At 40.6% G+C, this 19,229-nt stretch carries 11 protein-coding genes; all 11 read left to right on the top strand.

Annotated features, from left to right (window positions below; translation table 11 throughout):
- Position 1: 1 nt before the first annotated feature.
- Genes GQO80_RS09610 through GQO80_RS09660 form a run of 11 tightly spaced genes read left to right on the top strand, consistent with a single transcriptional unit; the run spans position 2 to position 19,229 of the window.
- On the top strand, positions 2-1,486 hold the full coding sequence (locus GQO80_RS09610; RefSeq protein ID WP_232333149.1) for an MGH1-like glycoside hydrolase domain-containing protein: 1,485 nt from the start codon (positions 2-4) through the stop codon (positions 1,484-1,486).
- 9 nt (positions 1,487-1,495) lie between these two features.
- On the top strand, positions 1,496-4,240 hold the full coding sequence (locus tag GQO80_RS09615) for a glycoside hydrolase family 78 protein (protein WP_157208146.1): 2,745 nt from the start codon (positions 1,496-1,498) through the stop codon (positions 4,238-4,240).
- A 34-nt stretch (positions 4,241-4,274) separates the two neighbouring features.
- Complete coding sequence (locus GQO80_RS15860) at positions 4,275-6,218, top strand: exo-alpha-sialidase (protein ID WP_232333150.1); 1,944 nt, start codon at positions 4,275-4,277, stop codon at positions 6,216-6,218.
- Positions 6,218-8,896: an alpha-d-galacturonidase gene (locus GQO80_RS09625; protein ID WP_157208147.1), complete on the top strand. Its 2,679-nt coding sequence runs from the start codon at positions 6,218-6,220 to the stop codon at positions 8,894-8,896. Before GQO80_RS15860 ends, GQO80_RS09625 begins: the two co-directional genes overlap by 1 nt.
- A 1-nt stretch (position 8,897) precedes the next feature.
- The gene (locus tag GQO80_RS09630) at positions 8,898-12,434 is read left to right on the top strand and encodes a malectin domain-containing carbohydrate-binding protein (RefSeq protein WP_157208148.1); all 3,537 of its coding nucleotides are present in this window, start codon (positions 8,898-8,900) and stop codon (positions 12,432-12,434) included.
- A 10-nt stretch (positions 12,435-12,444) separates the two neighbouring features.
- Complete coding sequence (galB, locus tag GQO80_RS09635) at positions 12,445-14,880, top strand: beta-galactosidase GalB (protein ID WP_157208149.1); 2,436 nt, start codon at positions 12,445-12,447, stop codon at positions 14,878-14,880.
- A 16-nt stretch (positions 14,881-14,896) separates the two neighbouring features.
- On the top strand, positions 14,897-15,913 hold the full coding sequence (locus GQO80_RS09640) for a zinc-binding alcohol dehydrogenase family protein (protein WP_157208150.1): 1,017 nt from the start codon (positions 14,897-14,899) through the stop codon (positions 15,911-15,913).
- 41 nt (positions 15,914-15,954) lie between these two features.
- Positions 15,955-16,728 carry an SDR family NAD(P)-dependent oxidoreductase gene (locus GQO80_RS09645; protein ID WP_157208151.1) on the top strand — a complete coding sequence of 258 codons (774 nt, stop codon included), beginning with the start codon at positions 15,955-15,957 and terminating at the stop codon, positions 16,726-16,728.
- Between the two features lie 23 nt (positions 16,729-16,751).
- Positions 16,752-17,612, top strand: a complete 861-nt coding sequence (locus tag GQO80_RS09650) for a fumarylacetoacetate hydrolase family protein (protein ID WP_157208152.1) — start codon at positions 16,752-16,754, stop codon at positions 17,610-17,612.
- Positions 17,609-18,436, top strand: coding sequence for an amidohydrolase family protein (locus tag GQO80_RS09655; RefSeq protein ID WP_157208153.1), 828 nt, complete (start codon positions 17,609-17,611; stop codon positions 18,434-18,436). Before GQO80_RS09650 ends, GQO80_RS09655 begins: the two co-directional genes overlap by 4 nt.
- Before the next feature lies 1 nt (position 18,437).
- A complete protein-coding gene (locus GQO80_RS09660; protein WP_157208154.1) occupies positions 18,438-19,229 on the top strand; it encodes an SDR family oxidoreductase in 792 nt (263 codons plus the stop codon).

Raw genomic sequence — 19,229 nt, forward strand, 5'->3', positions numbered from 1 at the left:
TATGACTGCACAAAAAAAAGCATCAGTTTTAAAAGTTGAAAATTTCAAGCATTATGTGGATTATTTCAACTCCATGGAAGATGAAAACATTGCCAAGGCCATTCCGAACGATAGTGCTTGGGCTTGGATGAAAACCAATATCCCATTGTTTGAATGTCCGCAACAAAATTTTGAGGAAATCTATTATTTCCGTTGGTGGAGTTTGCGTAAGCACATCACCAACACACCACAAGGCTATGCCATTACCGAGTTTTTGGTCGATCGTTCCTATGCCGATAAATACAATTTGATTTCCTGTGCGTTGGGGCATCACATTTATGAATTTAGATGGGTGCACAATCCAGAATTTATCGCGCAAAACGTGAAGTTGTGGTACAGGGGCAATGAAGGCAAGCGCATGAAAAAGCTCATGACGTTTAGCAGTTGGACGGCCAATGCGCTGTACAACCGCTATTTGGTGAATAAAGATGAAAAATTCCTGTTGGATATGTTTCCCGATTTGGTTGATGAATATGCGCAATGGGAAAAAGACAGGGGTAGAACCGACGGCTTGTTTTGGCAAATTGATGTGAAAGATGGCATGGAAGAATCGTTAAGCGGCGGGCGCCATGTGCAAAATGTACGGCCCACCATCAACAGTTATATGTTCGGGAATGCCGAAGCCTTATCCAAAATAGCGGCCATCATAGGTGATAAAAAGCAGGTGGCCTATTTTCAAAATAAAGCTGAAAAACTTCAAGATTTGGTGGAAACACGCTTGTGGAATGCCAAGGATGAATTTTTTGAAACGTTGACAGAAAAAGATACCTCTTCCAATGTGCGTGAGGCCATTGGTTTTATTCCGTGGTATTTCAATCTTCCAGAAAAAAATAAAGGCTTTGAAAAAGCTTGGGCACAAGTAACGGACGAGCAAGGGTTTTCGGCGCCTTTTGGCTTAACAACTGCCGAACGTAGAAGTCCGCGTTTTAGAACCCACGGCACAGGCACCTGCGAATGGGATGGTGCCGTTTGGCCTTTTGCCACCTCGCAAACCTTAACCGCCATGGCCAATGTGTTGAACAATTACAACCAAGAGGTGGTTACTGAGGAGGATTATTTCAAACAAATGAACTTGTATGTAGAGTCGCAATATTACCGTGGTCGCCCATACATTGGCGAGTATTTGGATGAAACCACGGGCTACTGGCTTATGGGCGATAGGGAACGCAGTCGCTATTACAACCATTCCACCTTCAACGATTTAATCATTACAGGCTTGGTAGGTTTACGCCCAAGAGCCGATGAAAAAATAGAGGTCAACCCCTTAGTTCCCCAAGAAAAATGGGATTGGTTTTGTTTGGATAATGTGTTGTACCATGGCGATATAATTACCATTCTTTGGGACAAAACAGGTGAAAAATATAACAAGGGAAAAGGGTTTAAGATTTTCAGGAATGGAAAGGAAATAGCTTCATCTGAAAAATTAGAAAAACTCATTTCAAAATAAAATATACAAATGAAGAAAATATTTCAATATGTCGTTTTGCTGCTTTGTTCATTTTCGGCGATGGCTCAAAGTGATATAAAGTTGCATCATCTTCAATGTGAAATGCTCACAAATCCGTTAGGGATTGATGTGTTGCAGCCACGATTGAGTTGGCAAATCATTACAAATGAAACAGAAGTGGAGCAAACCCAATATCAAGTTTTGGTAGCTTCTTCTGCCGAAAAATTAAAAAATAACCATGCCGATTTATGGGATTCTGGCAAAGTATCAAGCAATGCGTCAATAAATATAACCTATTCAGGAAAAAAATTGGATAGTAAGGATGAAGCCTATTGGAAAGTAAAAGTGTGGACGAATAAAGGCGAAACCGAATGGAGTGATACCGCACATTGGAGCATGGGTATTTTAACCTATGCCGATTGGAAATCAACGCGATGGATTGGTTATAACCAGTTGTTTCCGGGCGATAGTGTGAGCCAGTTTTCAAAATTATCAGCTAGATATATTAGAAAGCAAATCGATTTAAAAAAGAACGTAAAAAAAGCCAAAGTCTATTTAATGGGCATGGGTTTGTATGAATTCTACATCAACGGGGAAAAAATCGGAAATCAGGTTTTGGCACCAGTACCTACTGATTATACCAAGAACGTAAAGTACAATGTATTTGACGTTACTTCCCAATTAAAACAAGGCGAAAATGTATTAGGTACTATTTTAGGAAACGGTCGTTTTTTTGCCATGCGACAAGAATACAAACCCTATAAAATCAAAAGTTTTGGGTTTCCTAAAATGGCATTGCAACTGGATGTTGAATACGAGGATAGCACAAGTGAAACCATAAAAACCGATGAAACTTGGAAGTTTACACCAAACGGCCCCATTCGGGCAAACAACGAATATGATGGTGAAGTGTATGATGCCAGAAATGAAATACCGAATTGGAATACAAATAATTTTGACGATAGCAATTGGTTAAATTTAACTTGGGTTGAAGAACCGGGCGGCTTTCCGGAAGCGCAAATGACCCCAAATATGAAGGTGATGGGTGAGGTGAAGCCAATTTCCATAACTGCAACCAAAAATGGCACTTACATTTTAGACATGGGCCAGAATATGGTGGGCTGGTTGCAACTAAAAGTGAAAGGAAATCGGGGCGATACCATCACAATGAAATTTGCCGAATCCTTAAAAGCAGACGGCGCGCTTTATATTGCCAATTTACGTGATGCCCGTGTTACCGATACATACATTTTAAAAGGCGAAGGTGAAGAAATTTGGGAACCAAAATTTGTATATCATGGGTTTAGATTCGTGGAAATTTCGGGTTTTAAAACAAAACCAACCTTGGATAACTTCTTAGGGAAAGTGGTTTATGATGACATGGAAACCACGGGAACGTTCGACTGTTCCAACCCAACCATGAACCAAATTTTCAAAAATGCCTATTGGGGCATTCGCGGAAATTATAAGGGCATGCCCATTGATTGTCCGCAACGCAATGAGCGTCAACCTTGGTTGGGCGATAGAACTACGGGAGCTTACGGCGAAAGTTTCTTGTTCGATAACCAAACCTTGTACGCAAAATGGCTGGACGATATTAAGTTTTCGCAAACCTTGGACGGTGGCATTCCCGATGTGGCACCGGCCTTTTGGCGTTATTACGGCGACGGCGTAACATGGCAAGGGGCCTACATTAAAGTGGCCGATATGTTGTACAAGCAATTTGCTGATGAAAGCGTGATTAAAAACCATTATCCCTACATGAAAAAATGGATGGATTATATGGAAGCGAATTACTTGAAAAATGATTTGATAGCAAAGGATAAATACGGCGATTGGTGCGTGCCACCGGAATCGTTGGAAATTATCCGGTCGCAAGACCCAACGCGCTTAACCGATGGCGAAGTGTTGTCGAGTGCGTTTTATTATCACCTGCTTCAAACCATGAAAAAGTTTGCAACCATTATGGGTGCCGACAAAAACGATATTGTACATTTTGATGATTTATCCAAACGCATTAAAACAGCCTTCAACAAAAAATATTTGAACAAAAACAACACCTATGCCAATAATACCGTAACGGCCAATGTGTTGCCCTTAGCGTTTGGTATGGTGCCAGACGATTTAAAAAATGAGGTATTCAAAAACTTAACACACGAGGTTGAGGTTGTGAAAAACGGACACATAAGTACCGGTGTTGTTGGCACACAGTTTTTAATGCGGACCTTAACAGAAAATGGGCGAGGGGATTTGGCATTCAAACTAGCGTCAAACAAAACCTACCCTAGCTGGGGCTATATGGTTGAAAACGGCGCCACTACCATTTGGGAATTATGGAACGGCAATACGGCCGATCCCGAAATGAATTCCCAAAACCACGTAATGTTGTTGGGCGATTTATTGGTTTGGTATTACGAAAATATGGCAGGCATTAAATCGAGTGAGGCGGATCCCGGCTTCAAACAAATCATTATGAAACCCGATTTTGAAGCGGGGCTTAGTTATGTAAATGCTTCGTATAAATCTTCTTACGGACTTATCAAAAGTCATTGGAAAAAGTCTAAAAACCATTTGGAATGGCATATTACCATTCCTGCAAATACAAGTGCATTGGTGTATGTGCCAACCACCAACCCTTCAAAAGTAAGCATCAATAAGGACCGATTGGATAAGGGTTCAAAAAATTATAGAACAGAGGCAAACAAGCTTGTTTTAGAGTTGAAATCGGGTACTTATTCAATCCATGTAAACTAAAATAATTCAGAATTAAATTAATAATGAGATGAAAATGAAACGAATGCAAACTACCCTGATACTGTTAAGTGCTTTATTTTTAGGAAGTTGTAAACCGGTTATAGAAAAGAAAATGGCATTGGCAGACAAAACATGGAAAGAGGGCATTGTAGTAGAGGAGTTTGTTAATGAAAATCCACCCTATCCGTCTTGCCATGCGGCAACCATTGTAGAAACGACCAACGGCGATTTGGTGGCCTCATGGTTTGGTGGTACGCACGAAAGGCATCCTGATGTTGGTATTTGGGTAAGCAAACGCAAAAATGGCGCATGGACAGAAGGGGTTGAGGTTGCAAACGGCGTACAGAACGATACCCTGCGATACCCAACCTGGAACCCTGTACTGTACCAAATTCCAAAGGGCGATTTAATGCTGTTTTATAAAGTAGGGCCCAGTCCATCCACTTGGTGGGGCATGCTCATGCGTTCCTCCGATGGGGGAGACACGTGGTCAAAACCAGAAAAAATGCCTGAGGGCTTTTTGGGGCCAATAAAAAATAAACCCGTTCTATTGGAAAATGGCACGCTGCTTTTGCCATCGAGCACCGAAGAACACGGCTGGAACTTACGAATGGAATCCACCCCCGATTTTGGTAAAACGTGGAAAATGGGCGACACGCTTCCTAAAGGAAAAGACTCCATCAATGCCATTCAACCGAGCATATTGTTCCATAAAAACGGAAAACTTCAACAAATTGGCAGAACCAGAAACAGGCATTTGTTCAGCACCTGGTCCGACGATGATGGTAAAACCTGGTCCGATTTAAAACTGTTGAATATGCCCAACAACAGCTCTGGTACCGACGCGGTTACCATGAAAAATGGGCAACATGTGTTGATTTACAATCACGTTTGGCCAGATGAAGGGGAAACAAAAGGTTATAGAAGCCCATTGAATATTGCGCTTTCAAAAGATGGCATTCATTGGGAGGCGTCCTTGGTTTTAGAGGATTCAAAAATCAGTCAATATTCATATCCAGCCATCATTCAAGGGTCCGATGGAATGTTGCATTGTATTTACACTTGGCGCAGGCAAAAAATAAAATATGTAAAAATTGACCCGACAAAATTGGTGTCGTTCCCTATAATAGATGGCATTTGGCCAGGGCCAACACAAGAGCGCTATAAAGTGGCCGTTTGCGATTGGATGATTTTAAAACGCCAAAAACTTGGTGCGTTTGAACGTGCCAAAGACATTGGCGCCGATGGCATCGAGATGGATATGGGCGGTTTGGGCAATCGGGAAACGTTTGATAGTAAGTTTGTAAATGGAGATACTGCCAGCGTGAGGGTTTTTAAGGATAAAATGATTGAAACGGGTGTGGGTATTAGCGCTATTGCGATGTCCGGGTTTTACGCACAGTCTTTTGCAAAACGCGAAAGCTATAAAAAAATGGTTTCCGATTGTATTGAAGTGATGAAAACCTTTAATGTGGAAGTGGCCTTTTTGCCATTGGGAACAGAAGGCGATTTGGTGAAAAACCCAGAATTAAGGCCCGCTATTGTTGAGCGTTTGCGTTGGGCAGGGAAAGCGGTAGAAAAGATAAACGGTATTATAGCCATTGAAACCTCGTTATCGGCTTCCGAGGAAAAGAAATTGTTGGAGGAAATTGATAACAGGAATATTAAAATTTCATTCAATTTTGCCAATGCCATTGAAAACGGGCGCGATATTTCCAAGGAACTTAAAATATTGGGGCGTGATAATATTGGGCAAATTCACGCATCAAATACCGATGGGGCTTGGTTGGAAAACGACAAAGCTATCAATTTGCCTGCCATCAAAAAAACCTTGGATGGCATGTACTGGAAAGGTTGGCTCACTGTGGAGCGTTCCCGGGACACCAGCATGGTACGCGATGTAGTAGGCAATTACGGTGCAAACGTAGCCTACCTAAAGAAAATTTTTAAAAATAACGAATCAAAAACCAGTAAATAATGAGGTACCTAAAATTCCTGCTGATAATTCTGTTGGTTTCATGTTCAAATGAAAGGAACATAAGCATTGTTGAAGGTTCAGCATCACCAAGAATCAAGTTTGGTGTTGAAAAACTTTCAAAAGCATTGACAGATAAGGGTTATAAAGTTTCTGTTTTTTCAGAAACCCCCGAAAATAATAAGGATAGGGTCATTATAGTTTCAGAAGGAAATGACACTTCTAAAAAAGAAAGTTTTCAGATAAAAACCAAGGGCAATACCATTTCCATTGAAGGTTCAGATGCTTCGGGTGCTTTGTATGGCACTTTGGAGTTGGCTGAACAAATCAACCAAAGTGGCGCGTTGCCTTCCGGAATTAATATGGAAGATGGCCCCGAAATGGTGCTTCGCGGTACCTGCATCGGCCTCCAAAAAACAGCTTATTTGGAAGGAAGGGATGTTTATGAATACCCCTATACCCCCGAAAATTTTCCATGGTTTTATGATAGGGACCTTTGGATAAAGTATTTGGACATGATGGTTGAAAACAGGTACAATTCCTTGTACTTATGGAACGGCCACCCATTTGCATCGTTGGTAAAACTGGACGATTACCCTTTTGCTTTGGAAGTGAGCGAAGAAGATTTCAAAAAAAACGAGGACATCTTTAAGTTCATTACCGAAGAAGCCGATAAGCGCGGAATTTGGGTCATTCAAATGTTTTACAACATCATCGTTTCCAAGCCTTTTGCGGAACATTATAACATCAAGACCCAAGATAGATCTAGGCCCATTACGCCCGTAATTGCCGATTATACGCAAAAATCAATCACCGCTTTTATTGAAAAATACCCAAACGTGGGCTTGTTGGTTGCTTTGGGCGAAGCCATGAACACCGTGGATGATGATGTGGAATGGTTTACAAAAACCATCATTCCGGGCGTGAAAAACGGCTTAAAGGTCTTGGGAAAAACGGCGGAACCGCCCATTATTTTAAGGTCGCACGACACCGATGCGCCCTTGGTTATGGAAAAAGCCTTGCCTTTGTACAATAATTTATACACCATGAGCAAGTACACCGGCGAATCCTTGACCACGTACCAACCCCGCGGCCCGTGGGCAGAAACGCACAGAGCGTTAAGCGCCTTGGGCTCCATACACATTTCAAACGTCCATATTTTGGCAAATTTGGAACCGTTCCGTTATGGCTCGCCAGATTTTATCCAAAAAACCGTAAACGCCATGCACAAGGTACATGGTGCCAACGCACTGCATTTGTACCCGCAAACCTCCTACTGGGATTGGCCCTATGCACCCGATAAAACCGAACCACGACTATTGGAAATGGATCGGGATTGGATTTGGTACAAAGCCTGGGCGCGCTATGCTTGGAACGATAAAAGGGATAGACAAGATGAAATGAAGTTTTGGGGTAAACAATTGTCAGATAAATTCGGAACTGATGCCGAAGCTGGTAATCAAATTTTAAAAGCTTATGAAGAAACAGGTGAAATAGCGCCAAAAACCTTGCGCAGATTCGGAATAACCGAAGGGAACCGACAAACCCTGCTCTTGGGCATGTTTGAAAGCCAATTGGTAAATCCGTATAAATGGCGTGTGTATCCCGGGTTTTACGAGTCGTGCGGGCCTGTTGGCGAAATTCTGTTGGATTACGCCAAAAAGGAATGGGAAAACCAACCCCATGTGGGCGAAACCCCGCGCCAAATCATTGATGAGATTGTGCAACATGGTAAACTAGCGGCGGAGGCCATTGATAAAGCTGCTGAAAAAGTAACAAAGGACAAAGCAGAGTTTCAGCGATTGAAAAACGATGTGCATTGTTATAATGCCTTTGCTAATTTCTTTTCAGAAAAGGTAGAAGCCGCCATGTTGGTGTTGCGCTATGGTTATTCCAATGACATTTCGGATTTAGACAAGGCACTGCCGCATTTGGAAAAAAGCTTAGAACATTATCAAGAGTTGGTTAATTTAACCAAAGATGCCTATTGGTATGCCAATAGCATGCAAACCGCCCAACGTAGGATCCCCATTGGTGGCGACGACGGAAACAATAAAACCTGGCAAGAGTTATTGCCACATTATGAACGGGAATTGGCCAATTTTAAACGTAATATCAGTCTTTTAAAAGCTTCCAAGGATGGAAAAATTGCAAGAGAGGCAGGAAAACCTTGGGAGCAAGTTGCGGTTGCTTTGTTAAGTGAAAGCAAAGGGACTTATAATGTAAAAAAAGGAACCCAAGTTTACGGCATTCCAGAATCTGAAATTTTGGAAATAGCACCAGAACTGCAAAATTTAAAGGGCATTTCGTTTGTTGCCGATACCCAAAATTCGGAAGGAACGCATCTTAAATTCAAAAATGACAAACCGGTAAAATTGGTGGTGGGCTATTTCAATACCGACCAAAAACGCTTTTTGTTTCCGCCAAGTTTGGAAACCAATGCCGCAGGAAATGCGCGCGGCGAAGCGGAAGTTGTTTTGGCAAACGCCATTAAATTGAAGGCCTTGCCACGCGTTAACATCCATACCTATCAATTTGAAAAGGGAGAAAACGAATTGGTTTTGGGAAAAGGCCGTGTCTTGATTCTTGGGTTTATTGATGCCAACCAAACCATAACATCGCGCGATGTTGGGTTGATTGGGGATGATGAAAAGGATGCCGTCGATTGGCTTTTCTATTAATATGAAGTATATACATTACATAACCGTTTTAGTTTTTATCGCCTTATTTTCATGCAAAAGTGAAGGCCAGGGGCGTGATGTGCGCAAAACAATATCCTTAAATCCAGATTGGAAAACCATTGTATTGGATAGTTTAAAGGAAACTGAAAGCGATTTTGTGAATAACCTAAAAACAGATGCCCATTGGAAGCACGTCTCCGTACCGCACAACTGGGATCAATATTATGGCTATCGCCGTATGCCGCATGGTAATTTGCATGGCACGGCCTGGTACCAAAAAACATTGAAATTAGATAGCTCAAATAAAGGCAAACAACATTTTTTGTTTTTTGAAGGCGTTGGTTCGTATGCCACCGTTTGGGTAAATGGAAAAAAGGTTGGCGAACACAAAGGTGGACGCATCACATTTACATTGGATATTACAGATGCTGTTAGTTTTGAAAAAGAAAACAGCATTGTTGTAAAAGCGGCACATCCTGCTTTTATAGCCGATTTGCCTTGGGTTTGCGGTGGCTGTTCGGGGGAATGGGGTTTTTCCGAAGGCTCGCAACCTATGGGCATTTTTAGGCCCGTTTCATTGGTCATTACCAATAAGGTTAGGATTGAACCTTTCGGTGTCCATATTTGGAACGACGATACAACTTCAAAAGCAAAAGCCCTTCTGCATGTTTCCACGGAACTTAAGAACTATGGTCATTCATCAAAAAATATCACGGTTGTCAATGCACTTTTAGATGAAGATGGGAATGAAGTGGCTTCAGTTAAAAATGAAGTAAAAAACGTGTCAAGTTCAAAAGAAATAAAGCAAACCCTACCCGAAATTTTAAATCCTAAATTATGGTCACCCGATAATCCGTATTTATATCAGCTTTCTACAAAAATATATGAAAACGGAACCTTGATGGATGCCTTAACCACACCTTATGGCATCCGTTGGGTAAGCTGGCCAGTAACTAGGGAAGGCGATGATAATCGCTTCTTTTTAAATGATGAACCTGTTTTTATAAACGGCACTTGCGAATACGAACATTTAATAGGAAAGAGCCATTCCTTTTCCGATACCGAAATAAAAACAAGGATAGAGCAAGTTAAAGCGGCTGGTTATAATGCGTTTCGCGAAGGGCACCAACCCCATAATTTAAAATACCAAGAACTTTTAGATGAAGCAGGCATTTTGTTCTGGAGCCAGTTTTCGGCACATATTTGGTACGATACACCAGAATTTAAAGAAAATTTTAAAACCTTGTTGAAGGACTGGATTAAAGAACGACGGAACAATCCATCCGTGGTGATGTGGGGTTTGCAAAACGAAAGCACCATCCCAAAGGAATTTGCGGAAGCATGTACTCAAATCATTCGGGAATTGGACCCAACCTCGGCCAAACAACGCATCGTTACCACTTGTAATGGCGGTGAGGGCACGGATTGGAACGTGGTTCAAAACTGGTCAGGGACTTACGGTGGCAACCCCTTTAATTACGGTGAAGAATTAACCGAACAACTTTTAAACGGTGAATATGGTGCTTGGAGAACGGCCGATTTGCATTCCGAAGGCGCATTCAACCAAAAAGGCGAACTGAGTGAAAACCGCTTTTCACAGTTGATGGAAATAAAAGTCCGTGAGGCAGAATCCGTAAGCGATAAAATCGTTGGGCAGTACCATTGGTTGTTGTATTCCCATGAAAATCCTGGGCGTACCCAAAATGGTGAAGGTTTTCGGGATATTGATAAGGTTGGGCCGGTAAATTACAAGGGCATTTTCACCATTTGGGGCGAACCTCTGGATGCGTTTTATATGTATCGCGCCAATTATGTTTCTAAGGAAAAAAATCCGATGGTTTATATTGTATCGCATTCGTGGGCAAATCGTTGGGTAAATGCTGGAATTAAAAGTGGTATTGACGTGTATTCAAACTGCGACGCGGTGGAATTGTTTAATGATGTGAATCATGAATCCTTAGGAAAACTTAAAAACCCTGGATTAGGAAAGCATTTTCAATGGAACAATGTTGATATAAAATATAATGTTCTGTACGCCATTGGTTATGTAAATGGTGAAGCGGTGGCAAAGGATTATATCGTTTTGAACAACTTACCAAAAGCCCCCCATTTTGATGGTTTGGTTTCCAAATCAAACGATATTTTAAAACCGGCATCCTACCTTAATTATCTATACCGCGTTAATAGTGGCGGCGATGATTATAAAGACACCTATGGCAATACGTGGTTAGCCGATGTTCATAAAACGGATGACCATACTTGGGGCTCTTTATCATGGACTGATAATTTCGATAATTTACCAGCTTTTTATGCCAGTCAACGCTCTACAAATGACCCGATTGTAGGCACTAAAGATTGGAATTTATTTCAAAATTTTAGATATGGCACCGATACATTAAGTTACGAATTTCCTGTTCCCGATGGCGACTATCAAGTAGAACTCTATTTTACGGAACCTTGGTACGGAACAGGAGGCGGAATGGATTGCAAAAATTGGCGTTTGTTTGACGTGGCAATAAATGGAAAAGTTGTTTTAAAGGATTTGGATATTTGGAGCGAGGTTGGACACGATACCGCATTAAAAAAAGTGGTCCACGCCAAAAGTGAAAACGGGAAACTGAAAATTTCTTTTCCAAATGTGGCGTCAGGTCAAGCTATCATTTCGGCCATTGCCATAGCAACAAAAGATAAAACTGTAAAACCAGTTAAACCATCGCCAAAAAATATCTTGGATGTTTCTGCAACTGTTGCATTTGAATTGGGCTCGTGGTTGGATACCAACAGCAAACAGTATCTAAATGCCAACGTGCAATTCAACAAATTGCCTTCAGAACTTTTTGGGGCCGATTATATTCGGTTTTCAAATTCGGCTAAAACCGATGTGTCAGGATCGTTCATTTCAAAAGAAAACGCCACGGTTTATGTTATTTTAGATTCAAAAATTAACGAAACATGGCCTTGGCTTATCGGTTTTGAGAAACTTCCCGATACGATTCAAAATTCAAAAGGAAATCAATTCCAACTGCTAAAAAAACAAGTAAAAAAAGGTGAAAAAGTAACGTTTGGTCCTCAAGGCCATCAAGAGAACAAAAATATGTTTTCAATAGTTGTTGTGCCAGTTTATGTTATGGGGGAAGAACAAGAGGAACGAACCGTTCTAAAATTGGAAGCAGAAATAGCCAAAACAACAGGAACTGGAATAAAAAAAGCCTTTTTTAAGAGCAGTGATTACATAGAATTTACCGAAAATACAAAAAACAGTATTACATTTACGGTAAATCCGGGCGTTGCCAATATTTATTTGATGCGCTACCGGTTTATGAACCTGCATACGGCCCCAATTAAGGTGCGGCTAACGATTGAAGACGCCAATGGAACCTTGCTCAAAAATGATGAAATAGAATTTCCAATGGCCCATGAAAAATGGCGCATCCTAAATACAACAACAGGGGGCTATATCAATGCGGGAACATATAAAATAACATTAGAATCACACCAAATGAAGGGATTGCGATTAGAATCGTTTGAATTTCAGTAATATTTTAAAAATGAAAAAAGTATTATTAAAACAATTTGTTTTACTAGGCACTGTACTATGTTTGTTTACCGCATGTTTACCAGAGGAAAAGGATGTGCGAATTGTTGAGGATTTTAATTTCGATTGGCACTTTAAATTGGGTAACCACCCCGAAGCCATAAAAGATGACTTTAAAGATTCCGATTGGCGAACGCTGCATTTACCCCACGATTGGAGTATTGAAGGCGAATTTAGCGAAGAAAATCCAGCAAGACCCGAAGGTGGCGCACTGCCCACAGGCATAGGTTGGTACCGCAAAACCTTTACCGTTCCCGAGGCGTGGGTTGATAAATCGGTTGCAATTGAGTTCGACGGGGTTTACCGAAACAGCGAAGTATGGATAAACGGCAAATATTTAGGAAAGCGGCCTTATGGCTATAGTTCGTTTATGTACAATTTAACCGACCACTTAAATTACGGCGAACAAAAAAATATCATTGCGGTAAAGGTCGATAATTCCGAACAGCCAAACTCACGGTGGTACACGGGCTCTGGCATTTACAGGAATGTACGGTTGGTAGCTGTTGAAAAATTACATGTATCGCATTGGGGAACGTTTGTTACAACACCCAAGGTATCAAATAAAAAAGCAACCATTAATTACGAAGTTACCATCCAGAACGATTCCCGATTGATAAAAAAGTTCAAATTGGTTACCGCCATTTTCGATGCGGATGATAACGAAGTGGGCCGAAATGCATCCCTTGAAAAACTGTTTCCCAAAATAGCGTTTACCAAATCGGTACAGCTTGAAATTGAAAACCCAACCCTTTGGAGCTTAGAAAATCCTTATCTGTATAAAGTGGTTACCAAAATTTATGAAGATTCCGAGTTGGTTGACAATTACGAAACACCACTAGGCATCCGGTATTTTAGCTTTGATGCCCAAAAAGGCTTTTCATTAAATGGCAAAGCCACCAAAATTTTAGGGGTTTGTTTGCACCACGATAATGGCGCTTTGGGGGCTGTTGCCAACGTGCATGCCATCCGTAGAAAACTACAAATAATGAAGGAAATGGGCGTGAATGCTATAAGAACAGCGCACAATCCGCCTTCAAAAGAACTATTGCAACTGTGTGATGAAATGGGTTTTATAGTTCAAAATGAAGCGTTTGATGTTTGGAAAAAGAAAAAAGTAAAAGCCGATTATAACCTCGATTGGGATAAATGGCATAAGCAAGATTTGGAAGATTTCATTAAACGCGATAGAAACCATCCTTCGGTGATGATGTGGAGTATTGGCAATGAAATTCGCGAGCAATTCGATTTTACGGGCACCATCATCGCTAAAGAATTGGTCGCTATCGTTAAAGCATTAGATGCAACACGACCCGTAACCTGTGCGTTGACCGAAAATAATCCCGATAAAAATTTCATCTATAAATCGGGTGCACTAGATCTTTTGGGCTTCAATTACAAACATACCGATTATGAAAATTTCCCAAAATGGTTTCCCAACCAAAAAATCATAGCTTCTGAAAGTGTGTCGGCTTTGGCAACACGGGGGCAATACGATATGCCTTCGGATAGCATAAGAAGATGGCCGCCGGCACATAACGAGCCCTTTGATGGCAATGCCGATTTTACCGCTTCAGCCTATGATAACGTGTCTGCTTATTGGGGCGCAACCCATGAGGAAACCTGGAAAACCGTTAAGAAGCAAGATTTTATCTCCGGATTGTTTATCTGGACCGGTTTCGATTATTTGGGCGAACCCATTCCATACCCCTATCCTGCAAGAAGTTCCTACTTTGGGGTGGTCGATTTGGCAGGTTTCCCCAAAGACGTGTATTATATGTACCAAAGTGAATGGACTACCAAACCTGTTTTGCACGTGTTCCCACATTGGAATTGGGAAGAAGGAAAAGAAGTCGATATTTGGGCCTATTACAACAATGCCGATGAGGTTGAACTGTTTTTAAATGGCGAATCTTTAGGCGCTAAATCGAAACAAGCTGATGATTTGCACGTGTGTTGGCAGGTTAATTTCCAACCAGGAACCTTAAAAGCGGTTTCAAGAAAAAATGGCAAAGTGGTTTTGGAAAAAGAAATCCATACTGCCGGCGAACCATCAAAAATAGCATTGGTTTCAAATAGGGACATTATAAAAAGTGATGGGTACGATTTGGTATATGTAACCATCAACATTTTGGATGAAAAAGGAAATTTTGTTCCCAAAGCCAACAATTTAGTTCATTTTGAAGTATCGGGTGGCGGAAAAATAGTTGGGGTCGATAATGGCTACCAAGCAAATTTGTCATCGTTTAAAGCTTCAAAAATAAACGCCTTTAACGGAAAATGTTTGGTTATCATCCAATCGAACAAAAAGAATGAGGACATAAAATTAAAGGTTTCAGCAGAAGGGGGCGTTTCATCGGCTTCACTTCAAATTGAAACGGAAGAATAAAGTTAACTTATTAAATATGAAGTATATTGTTTGTGAAGAACCAAACAAATTCACATTAAAGGAAAAGGACATTCCTAAAAATCAAGATAATCAAGCACTGTTAAAAATACACCGCGTGGGTATTTGCGGCACCGATTTACATGCCTATTCCGGGAATCAGGCATTTTTTTCATATCCAAGAATTCTAGGGCACGAATTGGCTGCCGAAATATTGGATATTGGTGAAAATGAACAAAAATTAAAAGTGGGAGATAACGTTATTGTGATGCCTTATGTAAGCTGTGGTGCCTGTTTGGCGTGCTCACAAGGAAAAACAAACTGTTGTAGCAATATTAGGGTGTTGGGTGTACATGCCGATGGCGGTATGCAAGAACAATTTTCAGTAAGAACCGACTTGTTAATCCCTGCTAAAGAACTTTCCTATGAAGAAATGGCCATTGTAGAGCCTTTAGCCATTGGCGCACATGCTATTAGGCGCGCAAATGTGCTTGCCGGAGAAACCATTGTAGTTATTGGTTGTGGCCCTATTGGTATAGGTTTGATGAAATTAGCCCAAATTAAAGGCGCTGAAGTCATTGCTTTAGATGTTGATGAGGCACGATTGGAGTTCGTTAAAAATGAAATAGGCGTAAGGCATGTTATAAAAGTATCTGAAACCGCTGTTGAAGAGGTTTCCAAAATTACAAATGGCGATTTAGCAACCGCTGTTTTCGACTGTACTGGCAATAAAAGAGCCCTTGAAAATGGCATAAATTATATGTCGCATGGCGGACGCTATGTTTTGGTGGGTTTGTCTAAAGGTGAGTTGGTATTTAGCCATCCGGCTATTCATGCCAAAGAATCAACCATTATGTGCAGCAGGAATGCCACCCTGGAAGATTTTGATTTTGTAATTCAAAACCTAAATAAATTTCCAACAAAAGCCTTTGTAACGCATCAAGTAAATTTTACCGAAATGATTGAGAATTTTAACTCTTGGCTCGACCCCAAAAACAAAGTCATTAAAGCGATGGTTAATTTTACTGTAATTTAAAGTTTATAGGGCATATTTTATTTAAAAACACATATAAAAAAATGAAATTTAGTCTTAAAAATAAAATAGCAATCGTTACGGGTGGAGGAAGCGGTATAGGTAAGGCCATCTCAAAAACCTTCGCGGAACAAGGTGCTTATGTTCACATTTTAGAAATGGATAGCGATAATGCAAAAATCACAAAAAATGAAATTGAAAGCAATGGGGGTTTAGCGGAGGTACACCAATGTAACGTGGCAAATCAAGAAGATGTTGTTAAAGTTATTCATAACATCTCAAAAAAAGGCAGCATCAATATTTTGATAAACAACGCAGGTATTGCCCATATTGGCAATGTTGAAAATACGCCCGAAGCAGATTTAGACCGCGTTTACAGCGTGAACGTAAAAGGTGTTTATAACTGCATTTTTGCAACCATTCCGCACATGAAGAAAAATGGAGGGGTTATTTTAAATATGGCATCCATCGCATCATCGGTAGGGCTAAATGATAGGTTTGCGTATTCCATGTCAAAGGGCGCGACCCTAACCATGACCTATTCGGTAGCAAAAGATTACATAAACTACGGCATTCGATGCAATTGCATGTCGCCCGCACGTATTCACACCCCTTTTGTTGATGGATTTTTAAAGAACAATTACCCCGGAAAAGAAGCAGAAATGTTTGAAAAACTATCAAAAACCCAACCCATTGGTCGCATGGGCAAGCCACAAGAAGTAGCAGATTTGGCATTGTATTTATGCTCTGATGAAGCATCGTTCATCACAGGAACCGATTTCCCAATAGATGGCGGTTTTATAAAACTAAACGGATAAACAATTCAACAAATAAACATAAAATGAAACTTATAAGATTTGGCGAAGCTGGAAAAGAAAAACCAGGAGTTCAATTGCCTAACGGAAATAGAATAGATGTATCAACTTTTGGAGAAGATTATACCGAACAATTTTTTGAAACTGATGGCATTGAAAGGCTTGAAAAGTGGTTAAAAATAAACGAGTCAAAATGCGCTCAAGTTTCTGAAGAAACGAGGTTGGGTTCCCCCATTTGTCGTCCTTCAAAATTAGTTTGCATCGGTTTAAACTATGCAAAACATGCTGCCGAAGCAGGTATGAAAGTGCCCAGTGAACCTGTACTGTTTTTTAAATCAACCACGGCCATTGTAGGGCCTAATGATGATGTTATTATTCCAAAAGGAAGTACAAAAACCGACTGGGAAGTGGAACTGGCCGTTGTTATGGGCAAAAAAGCATCGTACATTTCTAAAGAAGAAGTATATAATCACATTGCTGGGTATGTGTTGCATAACGATGTGAGCGAACGTGCTTTTCAAATTGAAAGAGAAGGTCAATGGTGTAAAGGTAAAGGATGCGATACGTTTGCGCCCCTAGGCCCATTTTTGGCCACGAAAGATGAGGTTAAAAACCCAAATAATTTAGACTTGTGGTTGAAATTAAATGGTGAAATGATGCAAAACAGTTCTACCTCCGATTTTATTTTTAACATTGAAGAAGCCATTAGCTATATCAGCCAGTTTATGACGCTGCTTCCGGGCGATGTCATTTCCACAGGAACACCGTTTGGCGTTGGTTTGGGCCTAAAGCCGCCCGTATATTTAAAACCGGGCGATGTGATGGAACTGGGTATTGAAGGTTTAGGGGTTTCAAAACAAAACGTAGTAGCTTACTCGGGGACATGATTATAGATAGTCATCAACATTTTTGGCAATACCATCCTGTAAAACACGCTTGGATAGATGATGCTATGGCAGTTATCCGAAAGGATTTTATGCCCAATGATTTAGCAAAAGTATATCAAGAAAACGGTGTTGATGGTTGTGTAGCTGTTGAAGCAGACCAAAACCCGGCAGAAACCGATTTCCTGTTGAAGTTGGCTTCAGAATACAATTTTATTAAAGGTGTTGTGGGTTGGATTGATTTGAGAAACGATACCATTGACGCTAAGTTGGAAGTTTACAGGCATCAAAAAAAACTGAAAGGCTTTAGGCATGTGGTTCAAGCGGAAGCAGACCACAACTTTTTGCTTCGCCCCAATTTTTTAAGAGGCGTTTCATTGCTTGAAAAACATAATTATACTTACGATATTTTAATTTTTCCGCATCAATTGGGGTCGACTTTAGAATTTGTAAAACGTTTTCCAAATCAGAAATTCATCATCGACCACATTGCAAAACCGTATATAAAAGATGGTTTTTATGATGGTTGGGCGGTTTTAATGCAGGAAATAGCAAAGCAAGAAAACGTGTTTTGTAAACTTTCCGGCATGATAACCGAAGCCGATTATAACCATTGGAAACCCGAACAAATCCACCCATATATGGATTTGGTTTTAGAAGCTTTCGGTGTCAATCGTTTACTATTTGGTTCTGATTGGCCTGTGTGTTTGGTGGCAGGAAATTATTCAAAAGTAAAAGGATTGGTAGGCCATTTCATTTCAAAATTAAGCGCCCATGAGCAACAAAATATCATGGGGGCAAACGCTATAAAATTTTATAATCTATAATATGGATTTACATTTAAAAGATAAAGTAGTCGTAGTTACGGGTGCTGCGGGTATAAAAGGTAGTATAGGTGAAACCATTGTGCAAGCCTTAGCGAATGAAGGCGCCATACCAGTCATTATTTGCCGTAACGACCGCGGGTTTGCTTATGAAAAAGAACTACAAACCAAAGGTGTTGACGCCCTTTTCGTGAAAACCGATGTTACCAAACCAGAGCAAATTGAAGCAGCAGTTAAAGTAATTGCAGATAAATATGGACGTATTGATGCTTTAATTAATAACGTTGGTGTTAATGATGGTGTAGGGCTGGAGGCATCTGTTGATGACTTTGTGCAGTCGTTAAAACTTAATTTAATCAGTTACTTCGCTACCACAAAATATTGCTTGCCTTACCTCAAAAAATCAAAAGGAAACCTATTAAATATTGGCTCAAAAGTGGGTATGACAGGGCAAGGCGGAACGTCAGGTTATGCTGCTTCTAAAGGAGGCGTTTTAGGTTTAACCAGGGAGTGGGCTGTCGATTTAATTAAAGAAGGCATCCGTGTAAACGCTTTAATAATTGCAGAAAGTTGGACGCCAGCTTATGATACATGGATTAAAACCTTGGAAAACGGCGAAGAAAAACTAAAATCAATTGTTAAAAAAATTCCTTTGGAAAATAGAATGACAACGCCCCAAGAAATTGCCGATGCCTGTTTGTTTACCATTTCCGATAGGGCATCGCACACCACAGGGCAATATATATTTATAGATGGTGGCTATGTGCACCTAGACCGCGCTCTTTTAACCGAATAA

The sequence above is a fragment of the Mariniflexile maritimum genome (assembly GCF_009746565.1).
Lineage (GTDB): Bacteria > Bacteroidota > Bacteroidia > Flavobacteriales > Flavobacteriaceae > Mariniflexile > Mariniflexile maritimum.

Bases quoted from the DNA above. Each gene is read 5' to 3' on its own strand.
- GQO80_RS09610 (WP_232333149.1), top strand. From the start codon at position 2: ATGACTGCACAAAAAAAAGCATCAGTTTTAAAAGTTGAAAATTTCAAG.
- GQO80_RS09615 (WP_157208146.1), top strand. From the start codon at position 1,496: ATGAAGAAAATATTTCAATATGTCGTTTTGCTGCTTTGTTCATTTTCG.
- GQO80_RS15860 (WP_232333150.1), top strand. From the start codon at position 4,275: ATGAAACGAATGCAAACTACCCTGATACTGTTAAGTGCTTTATTTTTA.
- GQO80_RS09625 (WP_157208147.1), top strand. From the start codon at position 6,218: ATGAGGTACCTAAAATTCCTGCTGATAATTCTGTTGGTTTCATGTTCA.
- GQO80_RS09630 (WP_157208148.1), top strand. From the start codon at position 8,898: ATGAAGTATATACATTACATAACCGTTTTAGTTTTTATCGCCTTATTT.
- galB (WP_157208149.1), top strand. From the start codon at position 12,445: ATGAAAAAAGTATTATTAAAACAATTTGTTTTACTAGGCACTGTACTA.
- GQO80_RS09640 (WP_157208150.1), top strand. From the start codon at position 14,897: ATGAAGTATATTGTTTGTGAAGAACCAAACAAATTCACATTAAAGGAA.
- GQO80_RS09645 (WP_157208151.1), top strand. From the start codon at position 15,955: ATGAAATTTAGTCTTAAAAATAAAATAGCAATCGTTACGGGTGGAGGA.
- GQO80_RS09650 (WP_157208152.1), top strand. From the start codon at position 16,752: ATGAAACTTATAAGATTTGGCGAAGCTGGAAAAGAAAAACCAGGAGTT.
- GQO80_RS09655 (WP_157208153.1), top strand. From the start codon at position 17,609: ATGATTATAGATAGTCATCAACATTTTTGGCAATACCATCCTGTAAAA.
- GQO80_RS09660 (WP_157208154.1), top strand. From the start codon at position 18,438: ATGGATTTACATTTAAAAGATAAAGTAGTCGTAGTTACGGGTGCTGCG.